Genomic DNA, 21,632 nt, shown 5'->3' with positions numbered 1-21,632 from the left:
GGGGCGCATGACCGAGAACTCGACACGTCTCGACCATGTCGTCCTCTGGGTGCGCGACCCGGTCGCCGCCGCGGACTTCTACGAGAAGGCGGTGGGCCTCACACCCCTCCGGGTCACGGACTACGCCGCGGGCGAGGTCTCCTTCCCCTCCGTCCGGGTGAACGAGGAGACGATCCTCGATCTCGCCCCGCTGACCATGGCGGAGCGCATGACCATGCTCCCCGGCTCTCCCGAGAGCGCGGGCCACCCCGTCAACCACGTCTGCCTGTCGCTGCCGTCCGACGCCTTCGACGCCCTCCGCGCGCGGCTGCGCGACCACGACGTCCCCGTGTCGGACATCTCCCACGACTCCTACGGCGCCCGCGGCATGGCCCGGCGCAGCTTCTACTTCCGCGACCCCGACGGCAACGTCTTCGAGGCACGCCACTACGCCTGAGGCACGCCGGCGGCCCTCCAGGAGGCGAACGGGCCTCAGAACAGCGGCTCGGGCAGCACGCCCTCCAGGGCCAGCAGCTTCCGCTTGGTCTCCAGACCTCCGCCGAAACCGCCGATCCCGCCGTCGCTCTCGACGACCCGGTGGCAGGGCACGACGACCGGCAGCGGATTGGCGCCCATCGCGGCCCCCACCGCCTGCGCCGCGCCGGGCTGGCCGACCCGGCCGGCCAGATCGCCGTAGCCCACGACCGTGCCGTACGGCACGCCGGAGGCCAGTTCGCGCAGCACCTCGCGGTTGAAACCCGAGATCAGCGACCAGTCCAGCGGCAGGTCGAAGTCCTGGCGGGCGCCCGTGAAGTAGGCCTCGAGCTGGCGTATCGCCTCGGCCAGCAGCGGGGAGCCGGGCGCCTGGACGGGCTCGGTCCCCAGCCGGGACGCGAGCCGCTCCAGCGCCTTGTCACGTACGGCGTCCGTGGCGTGGAAGACCACGTTCACCAGGCCGTCGCTGGTCGCGGCCAGCAGCAGCGGGCCGATGTCGGTGCCGACCACCGTCCACACGACGCGCTCGTCCCGCCGCTCGTCCTGTCCCTGGCTGTTCATGCGATCCACCGTACGGCCCGCCACTGACAACGCCCGGCCACCAGCCCTGACGTCACTCCCCGTCCAGCGCCTCCCGCACCACGTCGGGCCGGTTGGTGATGATGCCGTCCACCCCGTACCCGGCGACCGTCCGCGCGGTGCCGGCGGAGTCGACGGTCCAGGTGGACACCCGCAGCTTCCGGCCGTGCGCCCCGGTGAAGGCGTGCACGGAGGCGACGTAACCGGCCGAGAGGGTGCTGTACGGGGGGTTGATCTGGTCCACGAACAGCGCGTACTCGGGAAGCGCCGCGACGGGCGGCGTCCCGAGGAAGCCCGTCCGGACGGCGGGGCGCAGCTCGTGGACGGTCCGCATGCTGTCCGCGCTGAAGCTCTGCACGACCAGGCGGGCCGTCACATGCCCCTGGTCGAGCCAGCCCTCGTTGGCGAGGACCTTGAGCGTGTCCCGCTCGATGCCCGGGTACAGCTCCGGCTTCTTGATCTCCAGGAGCAGCTTCTGGTGGTGGGACTCCACGCGGTTCAGATACTGCTTCAGCGTCGGCACGCGCGCGCCCGCGTACGCGGGGCCGAACCAGCTCCCGGCGTCCAGGCGGGCGATCTCGGCGGCGGTGAAGTCCTTCACCTTCCAGGGCGCCCGGCCGGGGAAGACCGTCTCGACGTCCGTGGTGCGCTGCAGGCTGTCGTCGTGGATCACCACGAGCTTCCCGTCCTTGGTGCGCTGGACGTCGTTCTCGACCCACTCGATGCCCAGGTCGGCGGCCTTGTCGACGGCGGCCAGGGTGTTCTCCGGCGCGTAGGCGGAGGCTCCCCGGTGGGCGATGACGGCGGGCCGCTCCACGGCGGCCTCGGCCCGGGCGTGGGGGACCGGGAAGAGCAGGGTGGCGGTTCCCAGGAGGGCGGTGGTCGAGGCGGCGGCTGCGCGCGGGTGCATGCGTACTCCTCGCGTCGGTGATCACGGACAGCTCAACTGTGACAGCAGAGGGTCAACGCGAGGCGGGTGCAGCATGGCCACAGATTGAATGGCGGCGGCAAAGGCCCCTCACCGGGGCCGCACAAGTGGGGCGGGGGCGTGTTTCTTTGCCGGAAAGTCGTTCGACCATTCCGGTGGGAGTCATACTCTCTGCCTCAACCCTGACCGCTCGGGCGGTCCTGGGAGGGGGCGCATTTCAGGGAATTCCGGGACGGAAGAGGGCGGAAGGGCAGCCGCGCATGCAAGGCACGGTCGACGGATTCAGCTACGGCCTCGTCACCCCGCTGGTGGCCTATCTCATGGCCTGCCTCGGCGGTGCCCTCGGCCTGCGCTGCACCACCAGGTCCATGCTCGTGGCCGGATCCTGGCGCCCCGGCTGGCTCGCCCTCGGCTCGGCGGCCATCGGCTCCGGCATCTGGACCATGCACTTCATCGCGATGATGGGGTTCACGGTCAAGGAGGCGCCGATCCACTACGACAAACCGACGACGTACGCCAGTCTGGGCGTCGCCATCGTCATGGTGGGCATCGGGATCTTCATCGTCGGCTACCGGGGCGCCACCGGGACGGCCCTGTTCACCGGCGGCACCATCACGGGCCTGGGCATCGCCTCGATGCACTACCTGGGCATGGCCGGAATGCGCCTGAACGGGCAGCTGGAGTACAACACCCTCACCGTCGCCGCCTCGGTCGTCATAGCGATGGCAGCCGCCACCGCCGCCCTCTGGGCGGCCGGACAGGTCAGAGGGTTCCTGTGGAGCATCGGCGCGAGCCTCGTCATGGGCCTCGCGGTCAGCGGCATGCACTACACCGGCATGGCCGCGCTCAGCGTCCACCTGCACGGCACCGCCGACCCCGCCGCCGGCGACTCGCCCGCCGCCCTGCTCGCCCCCATGCTGATCGGCCCGCTGGCCTTCCTCTGCCTCGCGGGCGTCGTTGTGCTGTTCGATCCGCTGATGGTCATGGGGAAGCCCGACTGGCCCCGGCCCGAGAACAAGCCCGGCGTCCCGGCCCACCTCGCCGTCCACCACCAGGGCGTCCGCTTCCCGCTCAGCGCCCGCCGCCGGCCCGTCGGCCGCCGTGCCCGCACCCCGCAGAACCGCTGACAGCAGCCGGGTCCCGTCGGTCGGCCGCCGTGTCCGCAGCCCGCGAAACCGCTGATCCGGGCCCGTTGTCAGTGGCGGGTCGTACGGTGGAAGACATGCGGCCCGTTTCCCAGATCGAACGTACGGTGGCGCCCTTCGAGGTCGTCAGCCCCTACCAGCCGAGCGGCGACCAGCCGGCGGCCATCGCCGACCTCGCCCGACGCATCGAAGCCGGTGAGAGGGCCGTCGTCCTGCTCGGCGCGACCGGCACCGGCAAGTCCGCCACCACCGCGTGGATGATCGAGAAGCTCCAGCGCCCGACCCTGGTGATGGCGCCGAACAAGACGCTGGCCGCCCAGCTGGCGAACGAGTTCCGCGAGCTGCTGCCGAACAACGCCGTCGAGTACTTCGTCTCGTACTACGACTACTACCAGCCCGAGGCCTACGTCCCGCAGTCGGACACCTACATCGAGAAGGACTCCTCGATCAACGAGGAGGTCGAACGCCTGCGCCACTCCGCGACCAACTCGCTGCTCACCCGCCGTGACGTCGTCGTGGTCGCCTCGGTGTCCTGCATCTACGGCCTCGGCACGCCCCAGGAGTACGTGGACCGCATGGTCCCCCTGCGGGTCGGCGAGGAGATCGACCGGGACGAGCTGCTGCGCCGCTTCGTGGACATCCAGTACACGCGCAACGACATGGCCTTCACCCGGGGCACCTTCCGGGTCCGCGGCGACACCATCGAGATCTTCCCGGTCTACGAAGAGCTGGCCGTCCGCATCGAGATGTTCGGCGACGAGATCGAGGCCCTGTCCACCCTCCACCCGATCACCGGCGAGATCGTCAGCGACGACCAGCAGCTGTACGTCTTCCCGGCCTCCCACTACGTCGCCGGCCCCGAGCGCATGGAGCGGGCGATCAACGACATCGAGAAGGAGCTGGCCGAGCGCCTGACCGAGCTGGAGAAGCAGGGCAAGCTCCTCGAGGCCCAGCGGCTGCGCATGCGCACCACCTACGACCTGGAGATGCTGCGCCAGATCGGCACCTGCTCCGGCGTCGAGAACTACTCGATGCACTTCGACGGCCGCTCGCCCGGCTCCCCGCCCAACACCCTGCTGGACTACTTCCCCGAGGACTTCCTCCTCGTCATCGACGAGTCGCATGTCACCGTGCCGCAGATCGGCGCCATGTACGAGGGCGACGCCTCCCGCAAGCGCACCCTCGTCGAGCACGGCTTCCGGCTGCCCTCCGCCCTGGACAACCGCCCCCTGAAGTGGGAGGAGTTCCAGGAGCGCATCGGACAGACCGTCTACCTGTCCGCGACCCCGGGCACCTACGAGCTGTCCCGCGCGGACGGCGTCGTGGAGCAGATCATCCGCCCGACCGGCCTCGTCGACCCCGAGGTCGTCGTCAAGCCCACCGAGGGCCAGATCGACGACCTGGTGCACGAGATCCGCACCCGCGTGGAGCGCGACGAACGCGTCCTGGTCACCACCCTGACCAAGAAGATGGCCGAGGACCTGACCGAGTACTTCCTGGAACTCGGCATCCACGTCCGCTACCTGCACAGCGACGTCGACACCCTGCGCCGCGTCGAGCTGCTGCGCGAACTGCGCGCCGGTGAGTACGACGTGCTGGTCGGCATCAACCTGCTGCGTGAGGGCCTGGACCTGCCCGAGGTGTCCCTGGTGGCGATCCTCGACGCCGACAAGGAGGGCTTCCTGCGCTCCGGCACCTCCCTGATCCAGACCATCGGCCGCGCGGCGCGCAACGTCTCCGGCCAGGTCCACATGTACGCCGACAAGATCACCCCGGCGATGGAGAAGGCCATCGACGAGACCAACCGCCGCCGGGAGAAGCAGATCGCGTACAACAAGGCGAACGGCATCGACCCGCAGCCGCTGCGCAAGAAGATCAACGACATCGTCGCGCAGATCGCCCGCGAGGAGGTCGACACCGAGCAGCTGCTCGGCACCGGCTACCGGGCAAAGAAGGACGGCCGCGGCACCAAGGCCCCGGTGCCCTCGCTCGCCGAGCACGCGGTCAAGGGCGGGAAGGCCGGCAAGGCCAAGGGCGCCAAGGGCAAGGCCAAGGAGACCGTGCCGACCGACCGTCCGGCGGCCGAACTCGCCGAGCAGATCGAGGAGCTGACCGCCCGGATGCGGGCCGCCGCCGCGGACCTCCAGTTCGAGATCGCGGCCCGGCTGCGCGACGAGGTCTCCGAGATGAAGAAGGAACTGCGCCAGATGAAGGAGGCGGGCCTGTCCTGACGGCCCGCCCCGTCCTGGCAGCCCCCTTTCCTGACGGCCCGTGGGCGCCGGTGCCCACCCGGAACCGGCGCCCCGGCAGTCCCGTCGGCCCCGCCACCGGCTGCGCTGTGTTGCAAGACCGACACAAAGTCCGGGCCGGGGTACGGCACTGTCAGTGCGCCTGCGTAGGGTTCTGGTCAACCGCGGCATCGCGGCAACAGGGGACTGTTCGAGAGGGGAAACAGCGCGTGACCGTCAACATGACCAAGGGTCAGGCCATCAGTCTGCAGAAGAACGACGGCGGCAGCCTGACCGCGGTGCGCATGGGTCTCGGCTGGCAGGCGGCCCCGCGGCGCGGCCTGTTCGGCTCGCGCACCCGCGAGATCGACCTCGACGCCTCCGCCGTCCTGTTCGCGGACAAGCAGCCGGTCGACGTCGTCTTCTTCCGCCACCTGGTGAGCGACGACGGCTCCGTGCGCCACACCGGCGACAACCTCGTCGGCGGTGTCGGCCAGGGCGGTGACGACGAGGCGATCCTCGTCGACCTGCAGCGCCTTCCGGTCCACATCGACCAGATCGTCTTCACCGTGAACTCCTTCACGGGCCAGACCTTCCAGGAGGTGCAGAACGCGTTCTGCCGCCTGGTCGACGAGACCAACGGCCAGGAGCTGGCCCGCTACACGCTCGCGGGCGGCGGCGCCTACACGGCCCAGATCATGGCGAAGGTGCACCGCGTGGGCACGGGCTGGTCGATGACCGCCCTCGGCACGCCGGCCAACGGCCGCACCTTCCAGGACCTGATGCCGTCCATCCTGCCGCTGCTCTGACGCGGCCCGGCGAGCGGCACACCACACACCTACACAGCGACAGCAGGGGGACGAAGGCGATGACGGCCGAGCTGGTGCGGGGGCAGAACCACCCGCTCTCCCAGGCCCGTCTGGAGATCAGGGTCTCGGCCGGCACGCCGATCGTGGCCGCGGCCACACTCGGCGACGAGGACGGAAAGGTCCACGGCGTGGAGGGGGTGGCCCACCCGGGCGCCCCCACCCTGCCCGGCCTGGAGGTCTCCCGGCAGGCAGCCGCCGACCACCGCCTCGCGGTGGACCTGGACGCCATGCCGGACGCCGTGCACCGGGTCAACGTGCTGCTCGCCCTGCCCGTCGGCACCGCGGGCGGCCCCGCCCGCTTCGGTGCCGTCGCCGCCCCCTTCGTCGCCGTCACCGGCCTCGACGGCGGCGAGATCGCCACCTTCACCCTCACCGGCCTGGAGGCCGAGACGGCCGTCGTCGCCCTGGAGCTCTACCGCCGGCAGGGCGCCTGGAAGGTGCGCGCGGTCGGTCAGGGCTACGCGGGCGGCCTCGCCGCACTCTTCGCCGACCAGAGCCTGCCCGAGGCCCACCAACTCGCCACCGCCATCAACGACGCGGTGGCGCGCGGCATGGCCCGCTCGGTGGCCGCACCCCCGCCGCGTACGGCGGACGGCGACCGCACCCGGCAGACCGCCGCCCCCGCCCTCGGCCCGGAACCGAGCGGATCGCCCTACGGCGCGCCGAGCCCCCAGGGCTCCACCGGCCCCCTGCCCGGCACCCCCGCGGACCCCGCCCCGCCGGACCCGTCCGCCCTCGCCCAGCCGACCGGACCCACCACCGGGCCCGCCACCGGGTCCACCCCGGGCGGCCCCATCGACTACCACCACCCGCGCCGGCAGCACGCCGCCCCGCCTCCGCCCCCGCCGGCCGCACCCCCGGCGGCACCCGGGCAGCCCACGCAGCCCGTCGCGGGCGACGCGACCGGCTGGTCGATGGACGAGCGGCTGTACAACCAGGTCTGGGGCATGTTCGAGGACCTGGCCCGCACCACGGCCGCCTACCGCAGCGCCGTCGACTTCGCCGACTCGCGCATGGAGAAGGAGCTGGAAGCGGTCCTCTCCGACCCGCGCAGCCGGATCGGCGGACAGGCCGACGCCGCCCGGGAGGCAGCCCGCGCCAAGCACGCCCAGCTCGTCGACCAGGCCCGCCAGGCCCTCGACCGGGACGTCGCCCAGCTCGCCGCCGAGGCGGGCGTCGTGGAACCCGCGCTGCCGCCGGCGTACGCCCGCTGGGACAACCCCGTCTGGCACGGCTACCGGGTGCCGATGGAACTGCCGATGGCCCTGCGCCTCGGCGACCTGCATCTGTCCGAGTGCGCCCAGCTGCGCATACCCATGCTGGTCCGGCTGCCGCTGGAGCGCGGCCTGTGGATCGACAGCGGGCGGACGGGCTCGCTCGACGGCTCGTTCGCCGACGCGCACGAGATGCGCCGCCTGGGCATGGAGTCGGCGGTCGCGTACGTGGCCCGGCTGCTCGCCGTGCACCCGGCGGGCGAGTTCACGGTGTACGTCATCGACCCGGCCGGGACCGGCGCCCAGGCGCTGGCCCCGCTGGTGCAGACCGGTGTGCTCGCGGCCCCGCCCGCCCTGGGTCCCGCCGGGGTCGCGGAGGTCCTGGCCACGCTGACCCAGCGCGTCGACCTGGTGCAGATGGCGGTCCGCGGCGGTGCCGCCGACGCGCTCCCGCCGGGCCTCGACACCGCCCAGCACCTGCTGGTGGTCAACGACTTCCCGCACGGCTTCGACGACCGGGCCGTCACCCAGCTGCGCTACCTCGCGGACGAGGGCCCCGCCGTCGGCGTCCATCTGATGATGGTCGCGGACCGCGAGGACGCCGCGGGCTACGGCCCGCTGCTCGACCCGCTGTGGCGTTCGCTGCTGCGGCTGACACCGGTGCCGGACGACCACCTCGCCGACCCGTGGGTCGGGCACGCCTGGACGTACGAGCCGTCGCTCGTGCCCCCCGACAGCCAGGTGCTCCAGCAGGTGCTCACCCAGGTCGCGGCGGCCCGCCGCGCCTGGCGGCGATGACCGCACCCACCACCGGGCCAAGCTCTGGTAAAGCCCTCTGACCTGGCAGTTTGGCCCTTCTTTTACTAACCGCTTTACCTTTCCTTGGTGATTCGGTAGTCTTATCGGCACGGAGGGGAGTACTCCCTGTCTGCTGCGGCGTACCCGTCAATACGGATCCGGCCGGATCCCGGGGCGTCGGCCCTTTATGGGTGGAAGAGACCTCCGGCAGCGCGACGACGCTGACTGTTCTGTTCGCCGTTACGTACTGCCGGAGGCGCAGTGGATGTTTCCATGACCCTGTGGGTCCTGACGGTCGTGGGCCTCGCCGCCCTGATCGCGGTCGATTTCTTCATCGGCCGAAAGCCCCATGACGTATCCATCAAGGAAGCCGGGATCTGGACCGTCGTCTGGATCGTCCTGGCCGGTCTCTTCGGCCTCGGCCTGCTCGTCTTCGGCGGCGGCCAGCCGGCCGGCGAGTTCTTCGCGGGCTTCATCACCGAGAAGTCGCTGAGCGTCGACAACCTCTTCGTCTTCGTCCTGATCATGGCAAAGTTCGCGGTCCCGTCGCAGTACCAGCAGCGGGTCCTGCTCGTCGGCGTCCTCATAGCCCTGGTGCTGCGCGCGATCTTCATCGCCGCCGGTGCCGCGATCATCGCCAGCTTCTCGTGGGTGTTCTACCTCTTCGGCGCCTTCCTGATCTGGACCGCCTGGAAGCTCATCCAGGAGGCCCGGGCCGAGGAGGAGGAAGAGGAGTTCGAGGAGAACAAGCTCCTCAAGGCCGCCGAGCGCCGCTTCGGTGTCGCGGACCGGTACCACGGCACCAAGCTGTGGATCCAGCAGAACGGCAAGCGTGTCATGACGCCGATGCTGGTCGTGATGCTCGCCATCGGCTCCACCGACGTGCTGTTCGCCCTGGACTCCATCCCCGCGATCTTCGGCCTCACGCAGGACCCGTACATCGTGTTCACGGCCAACGCCTTCGCCCTGATGGGTCTCCGGCAGCTGTACTTCCTCATCGGCGGCCTGCTGAAGAAGCTGGTCCACCTGTCGTACGGCCTGTCGATCATCCTGGGCTTCATCGGCGTCAAGCTGGTGCTGCACGCCCTGCACGAGTCGGGCGTCCACGTCCCGGAGATCAGCATCCCGGTCTCCCTCGGCGTGATCTGCACCGTCCTGATCGTCACCACGATCACCAGCCTGATGGCCTCCAAGAAGCAGGCCGCCGCGGAGGCGGCGCAGCCGGAGGCCACGCAGGACGCCCCGAAGGACAGCATCGACGCCTGACGCGTCGTATCCCTCGAGCGCACCCAGCACCGGGAGCGGCCGCGGCGCCCAGCCGATCGCCGCTCCCGGTGCCGTGTTTTGCCCACGGGATGAGCAGGCACCCAACGACCGGACCGACCCCCGACACCCGCGAGGAGGAGATGTGGCAGCCGGCCGGAAGGATCACCTGACCAAGGACCACCTGACCAGCGGGAGCGGCACCGTCGAGCGGCCCGCCGACCGGAATGCGAAGCCCCGGGCCGTCTGCGACGATCGCCCCATGATCGCTCGGCTCAGGTCGCTCACGAACCGGTGGACGTCCCTCGTGCCGGTGCTCGCGGTGGTCCTGCTGATCTTCACCTGGGGACGTGATCTGCCCGGCCCGGTCGTGGCGCTGGTGACCGTGGTGCTGGCCGGCGCGGTGCTCGCCGCGGTGCACCACGCCGAGGTGGTCGCCCACCGGGTCGGCGAGCCGTTCGGCTCCCTCGTCCTCGCCGTCGCCGTCACCATCATCGAGGTCGCGCTGATCGTCACCCTCATGGCCGACGGCGGCGACAAGGGCTCCACGCTGGCCCGGGACACCGTCTTCGCCGCCGTGATGATCACCTGCAACGGCATCGTCGGCCTCAGTCTGCTGGTCGCCTCCCTGCGCCACCGCACGGCGGTCTTCAACCCCGAGGGCACCGGCGCCGCCCTCGCCACGGTCGCCACCCTGGCCACGCTCAGCCTGGTGCTGCCGACGTTCACCACGAGCAAGCCCGGCCCGGAGTTCTCCGGAGTGCAGCTCACCTTCGCCGCACTCTCCTCACTCGTGCTGTACGGCCTGTTCGTGGCGACCCAGACGGTCAGACACCGCGACTACTTCCTGCCCATCACCCGCCAGGGCGAGGTGATAAGCGGCGACGACCACGCCGACGCGCCGTCCGCGCGCGCCGCCTGGATCAGCCTGGGTCTGCTCGGTCTCGCGCTGGTCGGCGTGGTCGGACTGGCCAAGGGCGTGTCGCCGACCATCGAGTCCGGCGTGGCGGCCGCGGGGCTGCCGCACGCCGTGGTCGGTGTCATCATCGCCCTGCTGGTGCTGCTCCCCGAGACCATCGCCGCCCTGCGCTCCGCCCGCCGCGACCGGGTGCAGACCAGCCTCAACCTGGCACTCGGCTCCGCCATGGCCAGCATCGGCCTGACCATCCCCGCCGTCGCCCTGGCCTCCATCTGGCTGTCCGGACCACTCGTCCTCGGCCTCGGCGCCACCCACATGGTCCTGCTCGCCCTGACGGTGGTCGTGGCCTCGCTGACGGTGGTACCGGGCCGCGCCACCCCGCTCCAGGGCGGCGTCCACCTGGTGCTGTTCGCGGCGTACCTGGAGCTGGCGATCAATCCATGACCGGCCCGGGCGTGCTCCGTCAGTCGAGGACCGGTTCCGGCTTCGCCACCGCCCCGGGCATGGGCCGGGTCTCCGGCAGCAACGCGAAGCACACCAGGCTGAGCAGCGCGACGCCGGTCAGATACGCGCCCACGCCCCACGGCACCCGGCCGCCCTGCTCGGCCAGCGCGGTCGCCGCGATCGGGGTGAGCGCACCGCCGACCACCCCGCCGAGGTTGTAGCCGACGGCGGCACCGGTGCAGCGCACCCGCGGCTCGTACAGCTCGGGCAGATAGGCGGCGATCACCGCGAACATCGTGATGAACGCGAGCATCGCCCCGAGGAATCCGAGGAACATCAGCAGCGGCTCTCCGGTGGCGAGCAGCGCGACCATCGGGAACATCCACAGCGCGCCCGCCGTGCAGCCGATCAGACACATCGGCCGCCGCCCGTACCGGTCGCCGAGGACCGCCGCCACCGGGGTGAGCGCGCCCTTCACCACCACCGCGGCCATGACGCAGGCCAGCATGACGCTCCGGCTCACCTCCAGCCGCTCCGTCGCGTAGGCGAGGGACCAGGTGGTGACCGCGTAGAAGATCGCGTAGCCGACGGCGAGCGCGCCGGCGGTCAGCAGGACCAGCCGCCAGTGGTCCCGCACCACCTCGGCGAGCGGCACGCGCGCGGGCTCCTCGATCTCCAGGAAGCGGGGGCTCTCGGCGAGTGACGAGCGCAGCCACAGCCCCACCGCGGCCAGCACCCCGGCCGCCCAGAACGGCACCCGCCAGCCCCACTGGGCGAACTGCGCCTCGGAGAGCGTCGCCGACAGCGTCAGCATCGAGCCGTTGGCGAGCAGAAAGCCCACCGAGGGCCCGACCTGCGGGAAGCTCGACCACAGGGCGCGCCGCTCGGCGGGCGCGTGCTCGACGGTCAGCAGCACGGCCCCGCCCCACTCCCCGCCGAGCCCCAGCCCCTGCAGGAAGCGCAGGGTGACGAGCAGCACGGGAGCGGCCACCCCGATCGCGCCGTACGTCGGCAGACAGCCGACCGCGACCGTCGAGGCGCCCGTCAGCAGCAGCGAGGCGATGAGGACCGGCCGGCGTCCGTGCCGGTCCCCGATGTGCCCGAACAGCACCGAGCCCAGCGGTCGCGCCACGAATCCCACGCCGAACGTCGCGAACGCGGCCAGGGTGCCCGCCAGCGGTGAGACGGTCGGGAAGAACAGCGGTCCCAGGACCAGCGCCGCCGCAGTGCCGTAGACGAAGAAGTCGTAGAACTCGATGGCGGTCCCGGCCAGGGCGGCGGTCGCGAGCCGCAGCATGGAGGGCGTTCTTACGGTGCGTACATCGTGCATGCCGCGTCAACTACCCACAGTGATAGCGGGTTACGGGGGCGTGTGGAGGTGTCCGTTCCCCGTCAGTACGTGACCGTAATGCGCCGGGCTGGTCCGTCGACGCGCACCGTGCCGCCGTACGGGATCACCACCTGGGGATCGGTGTGCCCGCAGTCCACGTCGAAGACGATGGGGGTGTCGGGGGCATACATACGCATGGCGCGCAGGACGGCCTCCCGCTGGTCGGCGGCGTAACGGGCGCCCTCCTCCGGGCTGTTGGGCTGCTCGAAGGACCAGGTCTTCGCGCGGGCCATCAGCAGGGCGGAGAACTGCCGCAGCAGCCCGCGCTCGCCCATGTTGCGCAGCGTGCGGAAGACCTCCGCGGCGCTCGGCAGCTCCTCCGAGGTCTCCAGGAACAGCACGTCGCCGGCGTACTCCGCCGGGTCGCGGGCGATCTCGCGGTCGGCCATCAGCAGCCAGCCGAGGATCTCCAGATTGCCGCCCCAACCGCGGCCCTCCACCACGCGGTCGGCGTTCACCCAGGCCCAGCCGTCGGAGGGGCGGCTCTGCGGCTCCGCGTCGAAGGTCGCCGGGTCCGCCCAGTCGCGGTCCACGTCGTTCCAGCGCTCGGCCGGGCGCAGCTCGTACGGACCGGACGTGAACAGCGCCGCCCGCAGTGAGTCGGCCGTCTGCGGGTGCATGGCGCCGGGACGGCCCAGCTCCACCATCACGCTCGCGCCGTGGTAACCGACGATGCCGGTGTTGCGCAGGTAGGCCAGCAGATTGGTGTTGTCGCTCGTTCCGAAGAACGGCTTCGGGTTCGCCCGGATCAACTCCCGGTCCAGGAACGGCAGCACGGTGATCTGGTCGTCGCCGCCGATGGAGGCGAACACCGCCTTGACGTCCGGGTCGGTGAAGGCGGCGTGGATGTCGTCGGCCCGTTCCTGCGGCGTCGAGCCCATCTTCCGGGTCGCCGGGTACTCGACCGGTTCGAGGCCGTACTCCGTGCGCAGCCGCTCGAGACCCAGCTCGTAGGGGCGCGGGAAGAGGCCGGGCAGGCCGCTGGCCGGCGAGATGACGGCTATGCGGTCGCCGGGGGACGGTTTGGGAGGGTAGACGGGTGTGATCATGCCGGGAGGGTACGGCCGCCCGGGCCGTCCGCGCACCGTGATAAACCGGGTGCGAGCAGCGGTCCCGCCGGACCGCCACCCCCGAACGGACCGGAGGAACAGTGCCCCGCACCCTGGCCAACGCCCCGATCATGATTCTCAACGGCCCCAACCTGAACCTCCTCGGGCAGCGCCAGCCGGAGATCTACGGCTCCGAGACGCTCGCCGACGTCGAGGCGCTGTGCGCCAAGGCGGCGGCCGCGCACGGCGGCACGGTCGACCTGCGCCAGTCCAACCACGAGGGTCAGTTGGTCGACTGGATCCACGAGGCACGCGAGAGCCACTGCGCGATCGTCATCAACCCCGGCGCCTACACGCACACCTCGGTAGCGCTGTTCGACGCGCTGAGCACCTGCGACGGCATGCCGGTGGTGGAGGTCCACATCTCCAACATCCACAAGCGGGAGTCGTTCCGGCACATCTCCTACGTCTCCCTGCGCGCCGACGGCGTCATCGCCGGATGCGGCATCCAGGGATACGTCTTCGGTGTGGAGCGCGTCGCCGCGCTGCTCGGGGCGGCGCGCGCGGAGGCGTAGGCGTTTCCTAGAGGCGCCCGGCCTCCACAATGCGCCGCAGGAAGCGCCGGGTGCGCTCCTGCTGCGGATCGCCGAAGACCTGCTCGGCGGTGCCGCGCTCCAGCACGACCCCTCCGTCCAGAAAACAAACCTGGTCGGCGACCTCCCGCGCGAAGCCCATCTCGTGTGTCGCCAGCACCATGGTCATGCCGTCGTCCTTGAGGTCGCGGACGACGGCCAGGACCTCGCCGACCAGCTCCGGATCGAGCGCGGCGGTGATCTCGTCGAGCAGCAGCAGCCGGGGCCGTACGGCCAGGGCGCGCACGATGGCCACACGCTGCTGCTGACCGCCGCTGAGCCGGTCCGGGTACGCGCCGGCCCTGTCGCCCAGTCCGAGCCGCTCCAGCAGCTCCCCGGCCCGTTCCTCGGCCTCCGCGCGGGGCACGCCGTGCACCCGGCGCGGGGCGAGCGTGATGTTCTCCAGGACGGTCATGTGCGGAAACAGGTTGTACGCCTGGAAGACCACGCCGATCCGGCGCCGTACGGCGTCCTGGTCCACGCGCGGATCGGTGATCTCTTCGCCGTCCAGCCAGATCGCCCCGTCGTCGATCTCCTCCAGCAGATTGGCGCACCGGAGCAGGGTCGACTTCCCCGAGCCGGAGGCGCCGATCAGCGCGGTCACCGTGTGCGGCGCGACCTCCAGGTCGACGTCCCGCAGCACGACGGAGCCGCCGAAGGTCTTGCGGACGGACTCCATCCGCAGCACGGGGGCGGCGGAGACGTCGTGCGCGTCGGGGGCGTCGCTCATGTGGTCCCTCCCTGGGCCCGCCGGCGGTCCATCCGGGCCGTCACCCAGTCCGTGAGGCGGGTCATCGGAATGGTCAGCGCCACGAAGACCAGCCCCGCGACGATGTACGGCGTGTAGTTCAGGCTGCGGCCCACGATGATGTCCGCCGCCCGTACGGCGTCCACCGCGCCGCCGATCGACACCAGACCGGTGTCCTTCTGGAGCGACACCAGGTCGTTCAGCAGGGGCGGCACCTGACGGCGTACCGCCTGCGGCAGCACCACGTGCCGCAGCGCCTGCCGGTTGGTGAGACCGAGCGAGCGGGCCGCGGCGCGCTGCGAGGGGTGCACGGACTCGATGCCCGCGCGGAACACCTCCGCGACGTACGCCGAGTACGTCAGCGTCAGCGCCGTACCGCCCAGCAGCACCGGATCGACGGTCACCCCCTGGAGCCGCAGGGCGGGAACGCCCAGGACCACGATCATCAGGTTGATGATGAGCGGCAGCCCCCGGAAGAAGTCCGTGTACGCGGCGGCCAGCACCCGCAGCGGGAAGAAGACCGGGCCGCGCAGGGTCCGCGCGACGGCGATGAGCATGCCGAGGACCAGCACGGCGGCCCCGCACACCAGCAGCAGCCGGACGTTGAGCCACAGCCCTTCCAGGACCTTCGGGAACGCCTCGCGCGCGTAGCCCCAGTCGAAGAACGTCTCCTTGGTGCGCGGCCAGCCGGGCGCGTTGACCACGACCAGGTACAGCACCACGCCGGTCACCAGCGTCGACAGCGCCCCGATCGCGGTGGCGCGGCGCGCGCGGGCCCGCTTGTACCGCTCGCGGTCCAGACGCCGCCGCGAGGGGACGTACGGGCCCTCCTGAGCGTCCTTCGTGTCCTTGGTGACGGTCACTTCAGCACCGGGGCGTCGACGGCGTCGGACAGCCACTGCTGCTCCAGCTTCGCCAGGGTGCCGTTCTCGCGCAGGGCGTCCACGGCGTCCGTGACGCACGCGGTGAGCGCGCTGCCCTTGTCGAGCACCAGCCCGAACTGCTCCTGTGTGGTGCCCTGGTGATCGAACTGCCCGACGATCTCGGCGTCCGTCACCTCCGCGGCGGTGATGTAGAAGGCGGTGGGCAGATCGGTGACAATGGCGTCGACCTGACCGTTCTTCAGGGCGGACTTCGCCTGGTCGTTCTTGGCGTAGACGGCCGCGGCCTGCTCGGGCCGCACCACGTCGTTGATGTAGTCGAGGCTGGTGGTGCCGACCTGGGCGCCCAGCTTGACGCCCTTGAGGTCCGCGAGGCTCTTCGCCTGTGCCGCCTTGGAGCCCTTCAGCGCGATGACGGCCTGGCGCACGTCGTAGTAGCCGGAGGAGAAGTCCACGGCCTTCCTGCGCTCGTCGCTGACGGACACCTGGTTGATGTCGAAGTCGAAGGTCTTCTCGCCGGGCGCGAACGCCTTGTTGAAGGGCACGCGCTGCCAGACCACGGCGCTCTTGTCGTAGCCGAGCCGTTCGGCGACGGCGTAAGCCACCGCGGACTCGAAGCCCTTGCCGTTGGCGGGGTCGTCGTCCTTGAACCACGGCTCGTACGCGGGCTCGTCGGTGGCGATCGTCAGCTTGCCGGCGGTCTTCGTGGCCAACGCGCCCTTGGCGCAGCCGCTTCCGGACGACCCGGACGGCTTGGCGGCCGTGTTCCCCTCCGGCTGCGGAGCACAGCCGACGGCGGCGGCGAGCAGGGCTACGGTGGCGGCGACGACGGCGCGGCGCGGCGCGCGAAGGACAGATCGCATGGCGGGAGAGTGGCAGCGCGGGCGACGTTTGTCGAGGTCACGCCAGCCAATGTCCGCATAGTGGGAACGGGCGTTGCGTTCTTGTGAACTCTCCCTGCGCACTCGGCCTTGGGCCGCCGGCCGAGGGCGGGGGTGAAGGACCGGCGGCCCATGCCGCGCGGGAGCCGTCGTCCCGCGCGGGGCTGGCTCCAGTGGACCGCGCGACCTCGTGCGCCGGGAGCGTGCGTGGGGCGCCGGTGTGTGCGGAGAATTCACACGGGGCGCGAGTCGAGTTCCGCGCGCCCCTGTGCGGGGCGTGCACGCCCCGCGGGGCGCACCGTCCCGCGGTTCACCACCCTGCGTTCACCACCCCGCGCTCACCACCCCGCGTTCACCACCCCCGCTTGTGCCACTCCGGCAGATGCGGACGCTCCGCGCCCAGCGTGGTGTCGTCCCCGTGCCCCGGGTAGACCCAGGTCTCGTCCGGGAGGACGTCGAAGATCTTGGTCTCCACGTCATGGATCAGGCTGGCGAACGCCTTGGGGTTCTGGTGGGTGTTGCCCACACCGCCCGGGAAGAGGCAGTCACCCGTGAACACATGGGGGTGGCCGTGCGGGTCGTCGTAGACGAGGGCGATCGACCCGGGTGTGTGGCCCACGAGGTGGCGCGCGGTGAGCTCCACGCGCCCCACCCGGATGACATCGCCGTCGTCGACCAGGACGTCGGTCGGCACGGGGATGCCCTCGGCGTCGTCGCGGCCCGCGTACGTACGGGCGCCGGTGGCCGCGACGACCTCGGCGAGGGCCTGCCAGTGGTCCCGGTGCCGGTGCGTGGTGACCACGGACGCGATGCCGTCGTCGCCGATCATGCCGAGCAGCGTCCGCGCGTCGTTGGCCGCGTCGATCAGCAACTGCTCGTCAGTGGCCCGGCAGCGCAGCAGATAGGCGTTGTTGTCCATCGGGCCGACCGCGATCTTCGTGATCATCAGGTCCTTGAGCTCGTGCACGTCCGCCGGGCCGCCGACCGTCACCTGTCCGCTGTACGTCATGGCCGCCAGTCTAGGTCGGTACCCCTGCGGCGGGCAGGTCGTCACGACGCGGAGACAGCGGGGGCTGACGCGGCTACAGCGGGGGCAGGGAAGGCAGCGGCCCGCCCTCCACGGCCAGCTCCGAGCCGTCGCGGCGCCCGGCCAGCCAGCCCAGCAGGCCGGCCCGGGTGCCCCGCACGGTGACCTCGGGGGCGTCCGCCTCGCGGCCGGTGCTCCACGCGCGCGTGCCGTCCGTCAGCCGGGTCGGCGGCACATCGGGGTGCCCGGTGAAACGGTCGGCGAGGAAGTCGATCTCCCGCTCCGTGAACTCGGCCGGCAGATCCTCCAGCTCGTACCCGATGCCGAGATCCACATGGTGCAGCTCGACCTCGACCCACCGCCGGAAGGGCACCCGGGACGCCGAGTCGGTGACCCCGTTGCGCAGCTCCACGGTCCGCGACCAGTCGGCGGGCGCCGCCCCCGCCTCCTGGAAGCGCTCGGCGCTCGCGCGCACGTCGGCGAGCTGGACGTCGAGGGGGCGCGGGGCGTCCCGCTCGATGTCGGCGTCCCGGGCCTCGGCCGAGACGTACATCGGGCGCCCCTCCAGGACGTTCACGAGGGCGTCCGCGTTGCGGGCGAGATGGGCGAGGACGTGGCCGCGGCTCCAGCCGGGCAGCCGTGACGGTTGCGTCACGGACGCGTTGTCCAGCTTGGCGGCTGCGCTGAGCAGCCGCTCGGTCGCCTCGCGTACAGACACCAGGTCACGCGCGTGATCAATCATGGGGCCGACCCTAGCCCCGCCACTCCTTCGGGTGAAGGCGGCGGACCGGGACCGTAAATCGAATGCACGTGCTATATGGTCGGTGATGGCGTCGGGCATGCTGGATGGTCGGGGATTGTTATGCAACCGGGAAATCCGACCGGCGCTGTCAGTGGCTCCCCCTAGTCTGAGAACGACGGGGGCCCCGCCCCTGTCACTTCTCTCAAGAAAGGTGCGGACCGGCGTGGCCGACCGTCTCATCGTCCGTGGCGCGCGCGAGCACAATCTGAAGAACGTCTCGCTCGATCTGCCTCGGGACGCGCTCATCGTCTTCACGGGCCTGTCCGGCTCGGGCAAGTCCTCCCTGGCCTTCGACACGATCTTCGCCGAGGGTCAGCGGCGCTACGTGGAATCGCTGTCCTCGTACGCCCGCCAGTTCCTCGGCCAGATGGACAAGCCGGACGTCGACTTCATCGAGGGCCTGTCCCCGGCGGTCTCCATCGACCAGAAGTCGACCTCGCGCAACCCGCGCTCGACGGTCGGCACCATCACTGAGGTCTACGACTACCTGAGGCTGCTCTTCGCCCGTATCGGCAAGCCGCACTGTCCCGAGTGCGGCCGCCCGATCTCGCGCCAGTCGCCGCAGGCCATCGTGGACAAGGTCCTGGAGCTGCCGGAGGGGAGCCGCTTCCAGGTGCTCTCGCCGCTGGTGCGCGAGCGCAAGGGCGAGTTCGTCGACCTCTTCGCCGACCTCCAGACCAAGGGCTACTCCCGGGCGCGGGTGGACGGCGAGACGATCCAGCTCTCCAACCCGCCGACCCTGAAGAAGCAGGAGAAGCACACCATCGAGGTGGTCGTCGACCGCCTCACGGTGAAGGACTCCGCCAAGCGCCGCCTCACCGACTCCGTGGAGACCGCCCTCGGTCTGTCCGGCGGCATGGTCGTGCTCGACTTCGTCGACCTCCCCGAGGACGACCCCGAGCGCGAGCGGATGTACTCGGAGCACCTGTACTGCCCGTACGACGACCTGTCCTTCGAGGAGCTGGAGCCCCGCTCCTTCTCCTTCAACTCGCCCTTCGGCGCCTGCCCCGAGTGCACCGGCATCGGCACGCGCATGGAGGTCGACCCCGAGCTGATCGTCCCGGACCCGGACAGGACCCTCGACGAGGGCGCCATCCACCCCTGGTCGCACGGGCACACCAAGGACTACTTCGGCCGGCTGATCGGTGCCCTCGCGGACGCGCTCGGGTTCCGCACGGACATCCCGTTCGCGGGCCTGCCGCAGCGCGCCAAGAAGGCCCTGCTGTACGGCCACAAGACGCAGATCGAGGTCCGCTACCGGAACAGGTACGGCCGCGAGCGGGTGTACACCACGCCCTTCGAGGGCGCCGTGCCCTTCGTCAAGCGCCGGCATAGCGAGGCCGAGTCCGACGCCAGCCGTGAGCGCTTCGAGGGCTATATGCGCGAGGTGCCCTGCCCCACCTGTGAGGGCACCCGCCTCAAGCCGATCGTCCTCGCGGTCACGATCATGGAGAAGTCGATCGCCGAGGTCTCCGCGATGTCCATCAGCGACTGCGCGGACTTCCTGGGCGAGCTGAAGCTCAACGCCCGCGACAAGAAGATCGCCGAGCGCGTCCTGAAGGAGGTCAACGAGCGGCTGCGGTTCCTGGTCGACGTCGGCCTGGACTACCTCTCGCTCAACCGCGCGGCCGGCACGCTCTCCGGCGGCGAGGCCCAGCGCATCCGCCTGGCCACCCAGATCGGCTCCGGCCTCGTCGGCGTCCTCTACGTCCTCGACGAGCCGTCCATCGGCCTGCACCAGCGCGACAACCACCGGCTCATCGAGACCCTGGTCCGGCTGCGCGACATGGGCAACACGCTCATCGTCGTCGAGCACGACGAGGACACCATCAAGACCGCCGACTGGATCGTCGACATCGGCCCCGGCGCCGGTGAGCACGGCGGCAAGGTGGTGCACAGCGGCTCCCTGAAGGAGCTGCTCGCCAACGCGGAGTCGCAGACCGGTCAGTACCTGGCGGGCAAGAAGTCCATCCCCCTGCCGGACATCCGGCGCCCGATCGATCCGACCCGGCAGCTCACGGTGCACGGCGCCCGCGAGAACAACCTCCAGGACATCGACGTCTCGTTCCCGCTGGGCGTCTTCACCGCGGTCACCGGCGTCTCGGGCTCCGGCAAGTCGACGCTGGTCAACGACATCCTCTACACCCACCTGGCCCGCGAGCTGAACGGCGCGCGGAACGTCCCCGGGCGGCACACGCGCGTGGACGGCGACGACCTCGTCGACAAGGTGGTGCACGTCGACCAGTCGCCCATCGGCCGCACCCCGCGGTCCAACCCGGCGACGTACACGGGCGTCTTCGACCACATCCGCAAGCTGTTCGCGGAGACCACCGAGGCGAAGGTCCGCGGTTACCTGCCGGGCCGCTTCTCCTTCAACGTCAAGGGCGGCCGCTGCGAGAACTGCGCGGGCGACGGCACCATCAAGATCGAGATGAACTTCCTCCCGGACGTCTACGTCCCGTGCGAGGTCTGCCACGGCGCCCGGTACAACCGGGAGACCCTGGAGGTCCACTACAAGGGCAAGTCCATCTCCGAGGTCCTGAACATGCCGATCGAAGAGGCCATGCACTTCTTCGAGGCGGTCCCGGCGATCAACCGCCACCTGAAGACACTCCACGACGTCGGTCTCGGCTACGTCCGGCTCGGCCAGTCCGCGACCACCCTGTCCGGCGGCGAGGCGCAGCGCGTGAAGCTCGCCAGCGAGCTGCAGAAGCGCTCCACCGGCCGTACGGTCTACGTCCTGGACGAGCCGACCACCGGTCTGCACTTCGAGGACATCAGCAAGCTGCTGAAGGTCCTGTCCGGCCTGGTCGACAAGGGCAACACGGTCATCGTCATCGAGCACAACCTCGACGTGATCAAGACCGCCGACTGGATCGTCGACATGGGCCCCGAGGGCGGCGCGGGCGGCGGCCTGGTGGTCGCCGAGGGCACGCCCGAGCAGGTCGCCGCGGTTCCGGCCAGCCACACCGGCAAGTTCCTGCGGGAGATCCTCGGCGACCGGATCAGCGACGCCGAGCCGGTGCGGGCCTCCGCGCGGACCACGGCCAAGAGGACGGTCGCGGCCAGGTCGGCGGCGAAGAAGACGGTCACCGTCAACAGCGCCAACAACACGGCGACCAAGAAGGCGGCCGGGGTGGCCAAGAAGGCGGCGCCCGCGAAGAAGACCACGCGGGCCCGCAAGGCCTGAGCGCGCACATAGACGCGGGGGGGGGGGGGGGGGGGGGGGGGGGGCCGGGGGGAGGGGGGGGGGGGGGGGGGGGGGGGGGGGGGGGGGGTTGGGGGCGGGGGAGGGGGGGGGGGGGAAAAGAGCCCCCAGCGTCTCTCGTATCACCGGGGCCTCTGTATCCGGAGTTCCCCT

18 protein-coding genes are annotated in these 21,632 nt (G+C 71.0%); 9 read left to right on the top strand and 9 right to left on the bottom strand.

Going from position 1 to position 21,632, the window contains the following annotated elements; all coding sequences use genetic code 11:
• The first annotated feature begins 7 nt into the window (after window positions 1-7).
• The gene (locus ACZ42A_RS00090; RefSeq protein ID WP_468524827.1) at window positions 8-436 is read left to right on the top strand and encodes a VOC family protein; all 429 of its coding nucleotides are present in this window, start codon (window positions 8-10) and stop codon (window positions 434-436) included.
• 35 nt (window positions 437-471) lie between these two features.
• On the opposite strand, the gene ACZ42A_RS00085 is transcribed toward ACZ42A_RS00090, so the two are convergent.
• Window positions 472-1,035, bottom strand: coding sequence for a methylated-DNA--[protein]-cysteine S-methyltransferase (locus tag ACZ42A_RS00085; protein ID WP_468524826.1), 564 nt, complete (start codon window positions 1,033-1,035; stop codon window positions 472-474).
• 52 nt (window positions 1,036-1,087) lie between these two features.
• Window positions 1,088-1,963 carry a glycerophosphodiester phosphodiesterase gene (locus ACZ42A_RS00080; protein WP_468524825.1) on the bottom strand — a complete coding sequence of 292 codons (876 nt, stop codon included), beginning with the start codon at window positions 1,961-1,963 and terminating at the stop codon, window positions 1,088-1,090.
• A 278-nt stretch (window positions 1,964-2,241) separates the two neighbouring features.
• On the opposite strand from ACZ42A_RS00080, the gene ACZ42A_RS00075 reads away from it, so the two are divergent.
• The 6 genes from ACZ42A_RS00075 to ACZ42A_RS00050 all read left to right on the top strand — a co-directional run bounded on the left by ACZ42A_RS00075 (window position 2,242) and on the right by ACZ42A_RS00050 (window position 10,861).
• A complete protein-coding gene (locus tag ACZ42A_RS00075; protein WP_468524824.1) occupies window positions 2,242-3,108 on the top strand; it encodes an MHYT domain-containing protein in 867 nt (288 codons plus the stop codon).
• Between the two features lie 95 nt (window positions 3,109-3,203).
• Window positions 3,204-5,357 (top strand): excinuclease ABC subunit UvrB, encoded by a 2,154-nt coding sequence (uvrB, locus tag ACZ42A_RS00070; RefSeq protein ID WP_468524823.1) that lies wholly within the window; start codon window positions 3,204-3,206, stop codon window positions 5,355-5,357.
• A gap of 227 nt (window positions 5,358-5,584) precedes the next feature.
• The gene (locus ACZ42A_RS00065) at window positions 5,585-6,163 is read left to right on the top strand and encodes a TerD family protein (RefSeq protein WP_086172259.1); all 579 of its coding nucleotides are present in this window, start codon (window positions 5,585-5,587) and stop codon (window positions 6,161-6,163) included.
• A 59-nt stretch (window positions 6,164-6,222) separates the two neighbouring features.
• Window positions 6,223-8,235 (top strand): TerD family protein, encoded by a 2,013-nt coding sequence (locus ACZ42A_RS00060; protein WP_468524822.1) that lies wholly within the window; start codon window positions 6,223-6,225, stop codon window positions 8,233-8,235.
• A gap of 273 nt (window positions 8,236-8,508) precedes the next feature.
• Window positions 8,509-9,501 (top strand): TerC/Alx family metal homeostasis membrane protein, encoded by a 993-nt coding sequence (locus ACZ42A_RS00055; RefSeq protein WP_468524821.1) that lies wholly within the window; start codon window positions 8,509-8,511, stop codon window positions 9,499-9,501.
• 259 nt (window positions 9,502-9,760) lie between these two features.
• Window positions 9,761-10,861 (top strand): calcium:cation antiporter, encoded by a 1,101-nt coding sequence (locus ACZ42A_RS00050; protein WP_468526097.1) that lies wholly within the window; start codon window positions 9,761-9,763, stop codon window positions 10,859-10,861.
• Between the two features lie 19 nt (window positions 10,862-10,880).
• Here ACZ42A_RS00050 and ACZ42A_RS00045 read toward each other — a convergent pair whose 3' ends face one another.
• Together ACZ42A_RS00045 and ACZ42A_RS00040 are read right to left on the bottom strand one after the other, a co-directional pair.
• Complete coding sequence (locus ACZ42A_RS00045; protein WP_468524820.1) at window positions 10,881-12,158, bottom strand: MFS transporter; 1,278 nt, start codon at window positions 12,156-12,158, stop codon at window positions 10,881-10,883.
• Window positions 12,159-12,253: 95 nt separating this feature from the next.
• Window positions 12,254-13,300 (bottom strand): S66 family peptidase, encoded by a 1,047-nt coding sequence (locus ACZ42A_RS00040; protein WP_468524819.1) that lies wholly within the window; start codon window positions 13,298-13,300, stop codon window positions 12,254-12,256.
• A gap of 101 nt (window positions 13,301-13,401) precedes the next feature.
• On the opposite strand from ACZ42A_RS00040, the gene aroQ reads away from it, so the two are divergent.
• Window positions 13,402-13,875, top strand: a complete 474-nt coding sequence (aroQ, locus tag ACZ42A_RS00035) for a type II 3-dehydroquinate dehydratase (RefSeq protein WP_468524818.1) — start codon at window positions 13,402-13,404, stop codon at window positions 13,873-13,875.
• A gap of 7 nt (window positions 13,876-13,882) precedes the next feature.
• Here the strand turns inward: aroQ and ACZ42A_RS00030 are convergent, their stop codons facing one another.
• From ACZ42A_RS00030 to ACZ42A_RS00010, 5 genes are all read right to left on the bottom strand, one after another.
• Complete coding sequence (locus tag ACZ42A_RS00030; RefSeq protein ID WP_468524817.1) at window positions 13,883-14,662, bottom strand: amino acid ABC transporter ATP-binding protein; 780 nt, start codon at window positions 14,660-14,662, stop codon at window positions 13,883-13,885.
• A complete protein-coding gene (locus ACZ42A_RS00025) occupies window positions 14,659-15,543 on the bottom strand; it encodes an amino acid ABC transporter permease (protein WP_468524816.1) in 885 nt (294 codons plus the stop codon). Before ACZ42A_RS00025 ends, ACZ42A_RS00030 begins: the two co-directional genes overlap by 4 nt.
• On the bottom strand, window positions 15,540-16,424 hold the full coding sequence (locus ACZ42A_RS00020; protein WP_468524815.1) for an ABC transporter substrate-binding protein: 885 nt from the start codon (window positions 16,422-16,424) through the stop codon (window positions 15,540-15,542). The genes ACZ42A_RS00025 and ACZ42A_RS00020 overlap by 4 nt, the downstream gene beginning before the upstream one ends.
• A 370-nt stretch (window positions 16,425-16,794) precedes the next feature.
• Window positions 16,795-17,451: an MBL fold metallo-hydrolase gene (locus ACZ42A_RS00015; protein ID WP_468524814.1), complete on the bottom strand. Its 657-nt coding sequence runs from the start codon at window positions 17,449-17,451 to the stop codon at window positions 16,795-16,797.
• Between the two features lie 73 nt (window positions 17,452-17,524).
• Window positions 17,525-18,211, bottom strand: coding sequence for a maleylpyruvate isomerase family mycothiol-dependent enzyme (locus ACZ42A_RS00010; protein WP_468524813.1), 687 nt, complete (start codon window positions 18,209-18,211; stop codon window positions 17,525-17,527).
• A gap of 223 nt (window positions 18,212-18,434) precedes the next feature.
• Here ACZ42A_RS00010 and uvrA point away from each other — a divergent pair, with 223 nt between their 5' ends.
• The gene (uvrA, locus tag ACZ42A_RS00005) at window positions 18,435-21,461 is read left to right on the top strand and encodes an excinuclease ABC subunit UvrA (RefSeq protein ID WP_468524812.1); all 3,027 of its coding nucleotides are present in this window, start codon (window positions 18,435-18,437) and stop codon (window positions 21,459-21,461) included.
• The last annotated feature ends 171 nt before the right edge of the window (window positions 21,462-21,632 follow it).

The organism is Streptomyces sp. NPDC030838 (assembly GCF_055572035.1).
This window is presented reverse-complemented; position numbering and strand designations above follow the sequence as displayed.

What these genes read in the sequence shown, in the direction of transcription:
- ACZ42A_RS00075 (WP_468524824.1), top strand. Translation starts at nt 2,242, where the DNA reads ATGCAAGGCACGGTCGACGGATTCAGCTACGGCCTCGTCACCCCGCTG.
- uvrB (WP_468524823.1), top strand. Translation starts at nt 3,204, where the DNA reads ATGCGGCCCGTTTCCCAGATCGAACGTACGGTGGCGCCCTTCGAGGTC.
- ACZ42A_RS00015 (WP_468524814.1), bottom strand. Translation starts at nt 17,451, where the DNA reads ATGACGTACAGCGGACAGGTGACGGTCGGCGGCCCGGCGGACGTGCAC.
- ACZ42A_RS00085 (WP_468524826.1), bottom strand. Translation starts at nt 1,035, where the DNA reads ATGAACAGCCAGGGACAGGACGAGCGGCGGGACGAGCGCGTCGTGTGG.
- ACZ42A_RS00060 (WP_468524822.1), top strand. Translation starts at nt 6,223, where the DNA reads ATGACGGCCGAGCTGGTGCGGGGGCAGAACCACCCGCTCTCCCAGGCC.
- ACZ42A_RS00050 (WP_468526097.1), top strand. Translation starts at nt 9,761, where the DNA reads ATGATCGCTCGGCTCAGGTCGCTCACGAACCGGTGGACGTCCCTCGTG.
- ACZ42A_RS00020 (WP_468524815.1), bottom strand. Translation starts at nt 16,424, where the DNA reads ATGCGATCTGTCCTTCGCGCGCCGCGCCGCGCCGTCGTCGCCGCCACC.
- ACZ42A_RS00080 (WP_468524825.1), bottom strand. Translation starts at nt 1,963, where the DNA reads ATGCACCCGCGCGCAGCCGCCGCCTCGACCACCGCCCTCCTGGGAACC.
- ACZ42A_RS00055 (WP_468524821.1), top strand. Translation starts at nt 8,509, where the DNA reads ATGACCCTGTGGGTCCTGACGGTCGTGGGCCTCGCCGCCCTGATCGCG.
- ACZ42A_RS00010 (WP_468524813.1), bottom strand. Translation starts at nt 18,211, where the DNA reads ATGATTGATCACGCGCGTGACCTGGTGTCTGTACGCGAGGCGACCGAG.
- ACZ42A_RS00045 (WP_468524820.1), bottom strand. Translation starts at nt 12,158, where the DNA reads ATGCTGCGGCTCGCGACCGCCGCCCTGGCCGGGACCGCCATCGAGTTC.
- ACZ42A_RS00030 (WP_468524817.1), bottom strand. Translation starts at nt 14,662, where the DNA reads ATGAGCGACGCCCCCGACGCGCACGACGTCTCCGCCGCCCCCGTGCTG.
- ACZ42A_RS00040 (WP_468524819.1), bottom strand. Translation starts at nt 13,300, where the DNA reads ATGATCACACCCGTCTACCCTCCCAAACCGTCCCCCGGCGACCGCATA.
- ACZ42A_RS00090 (WP_468524827.1), top strand. Translation starts at nt 8, where the DNA reads ATGACCGAGAACTCGACACGTCTCGACCATGTCGTCCTCTGGGTGCGC.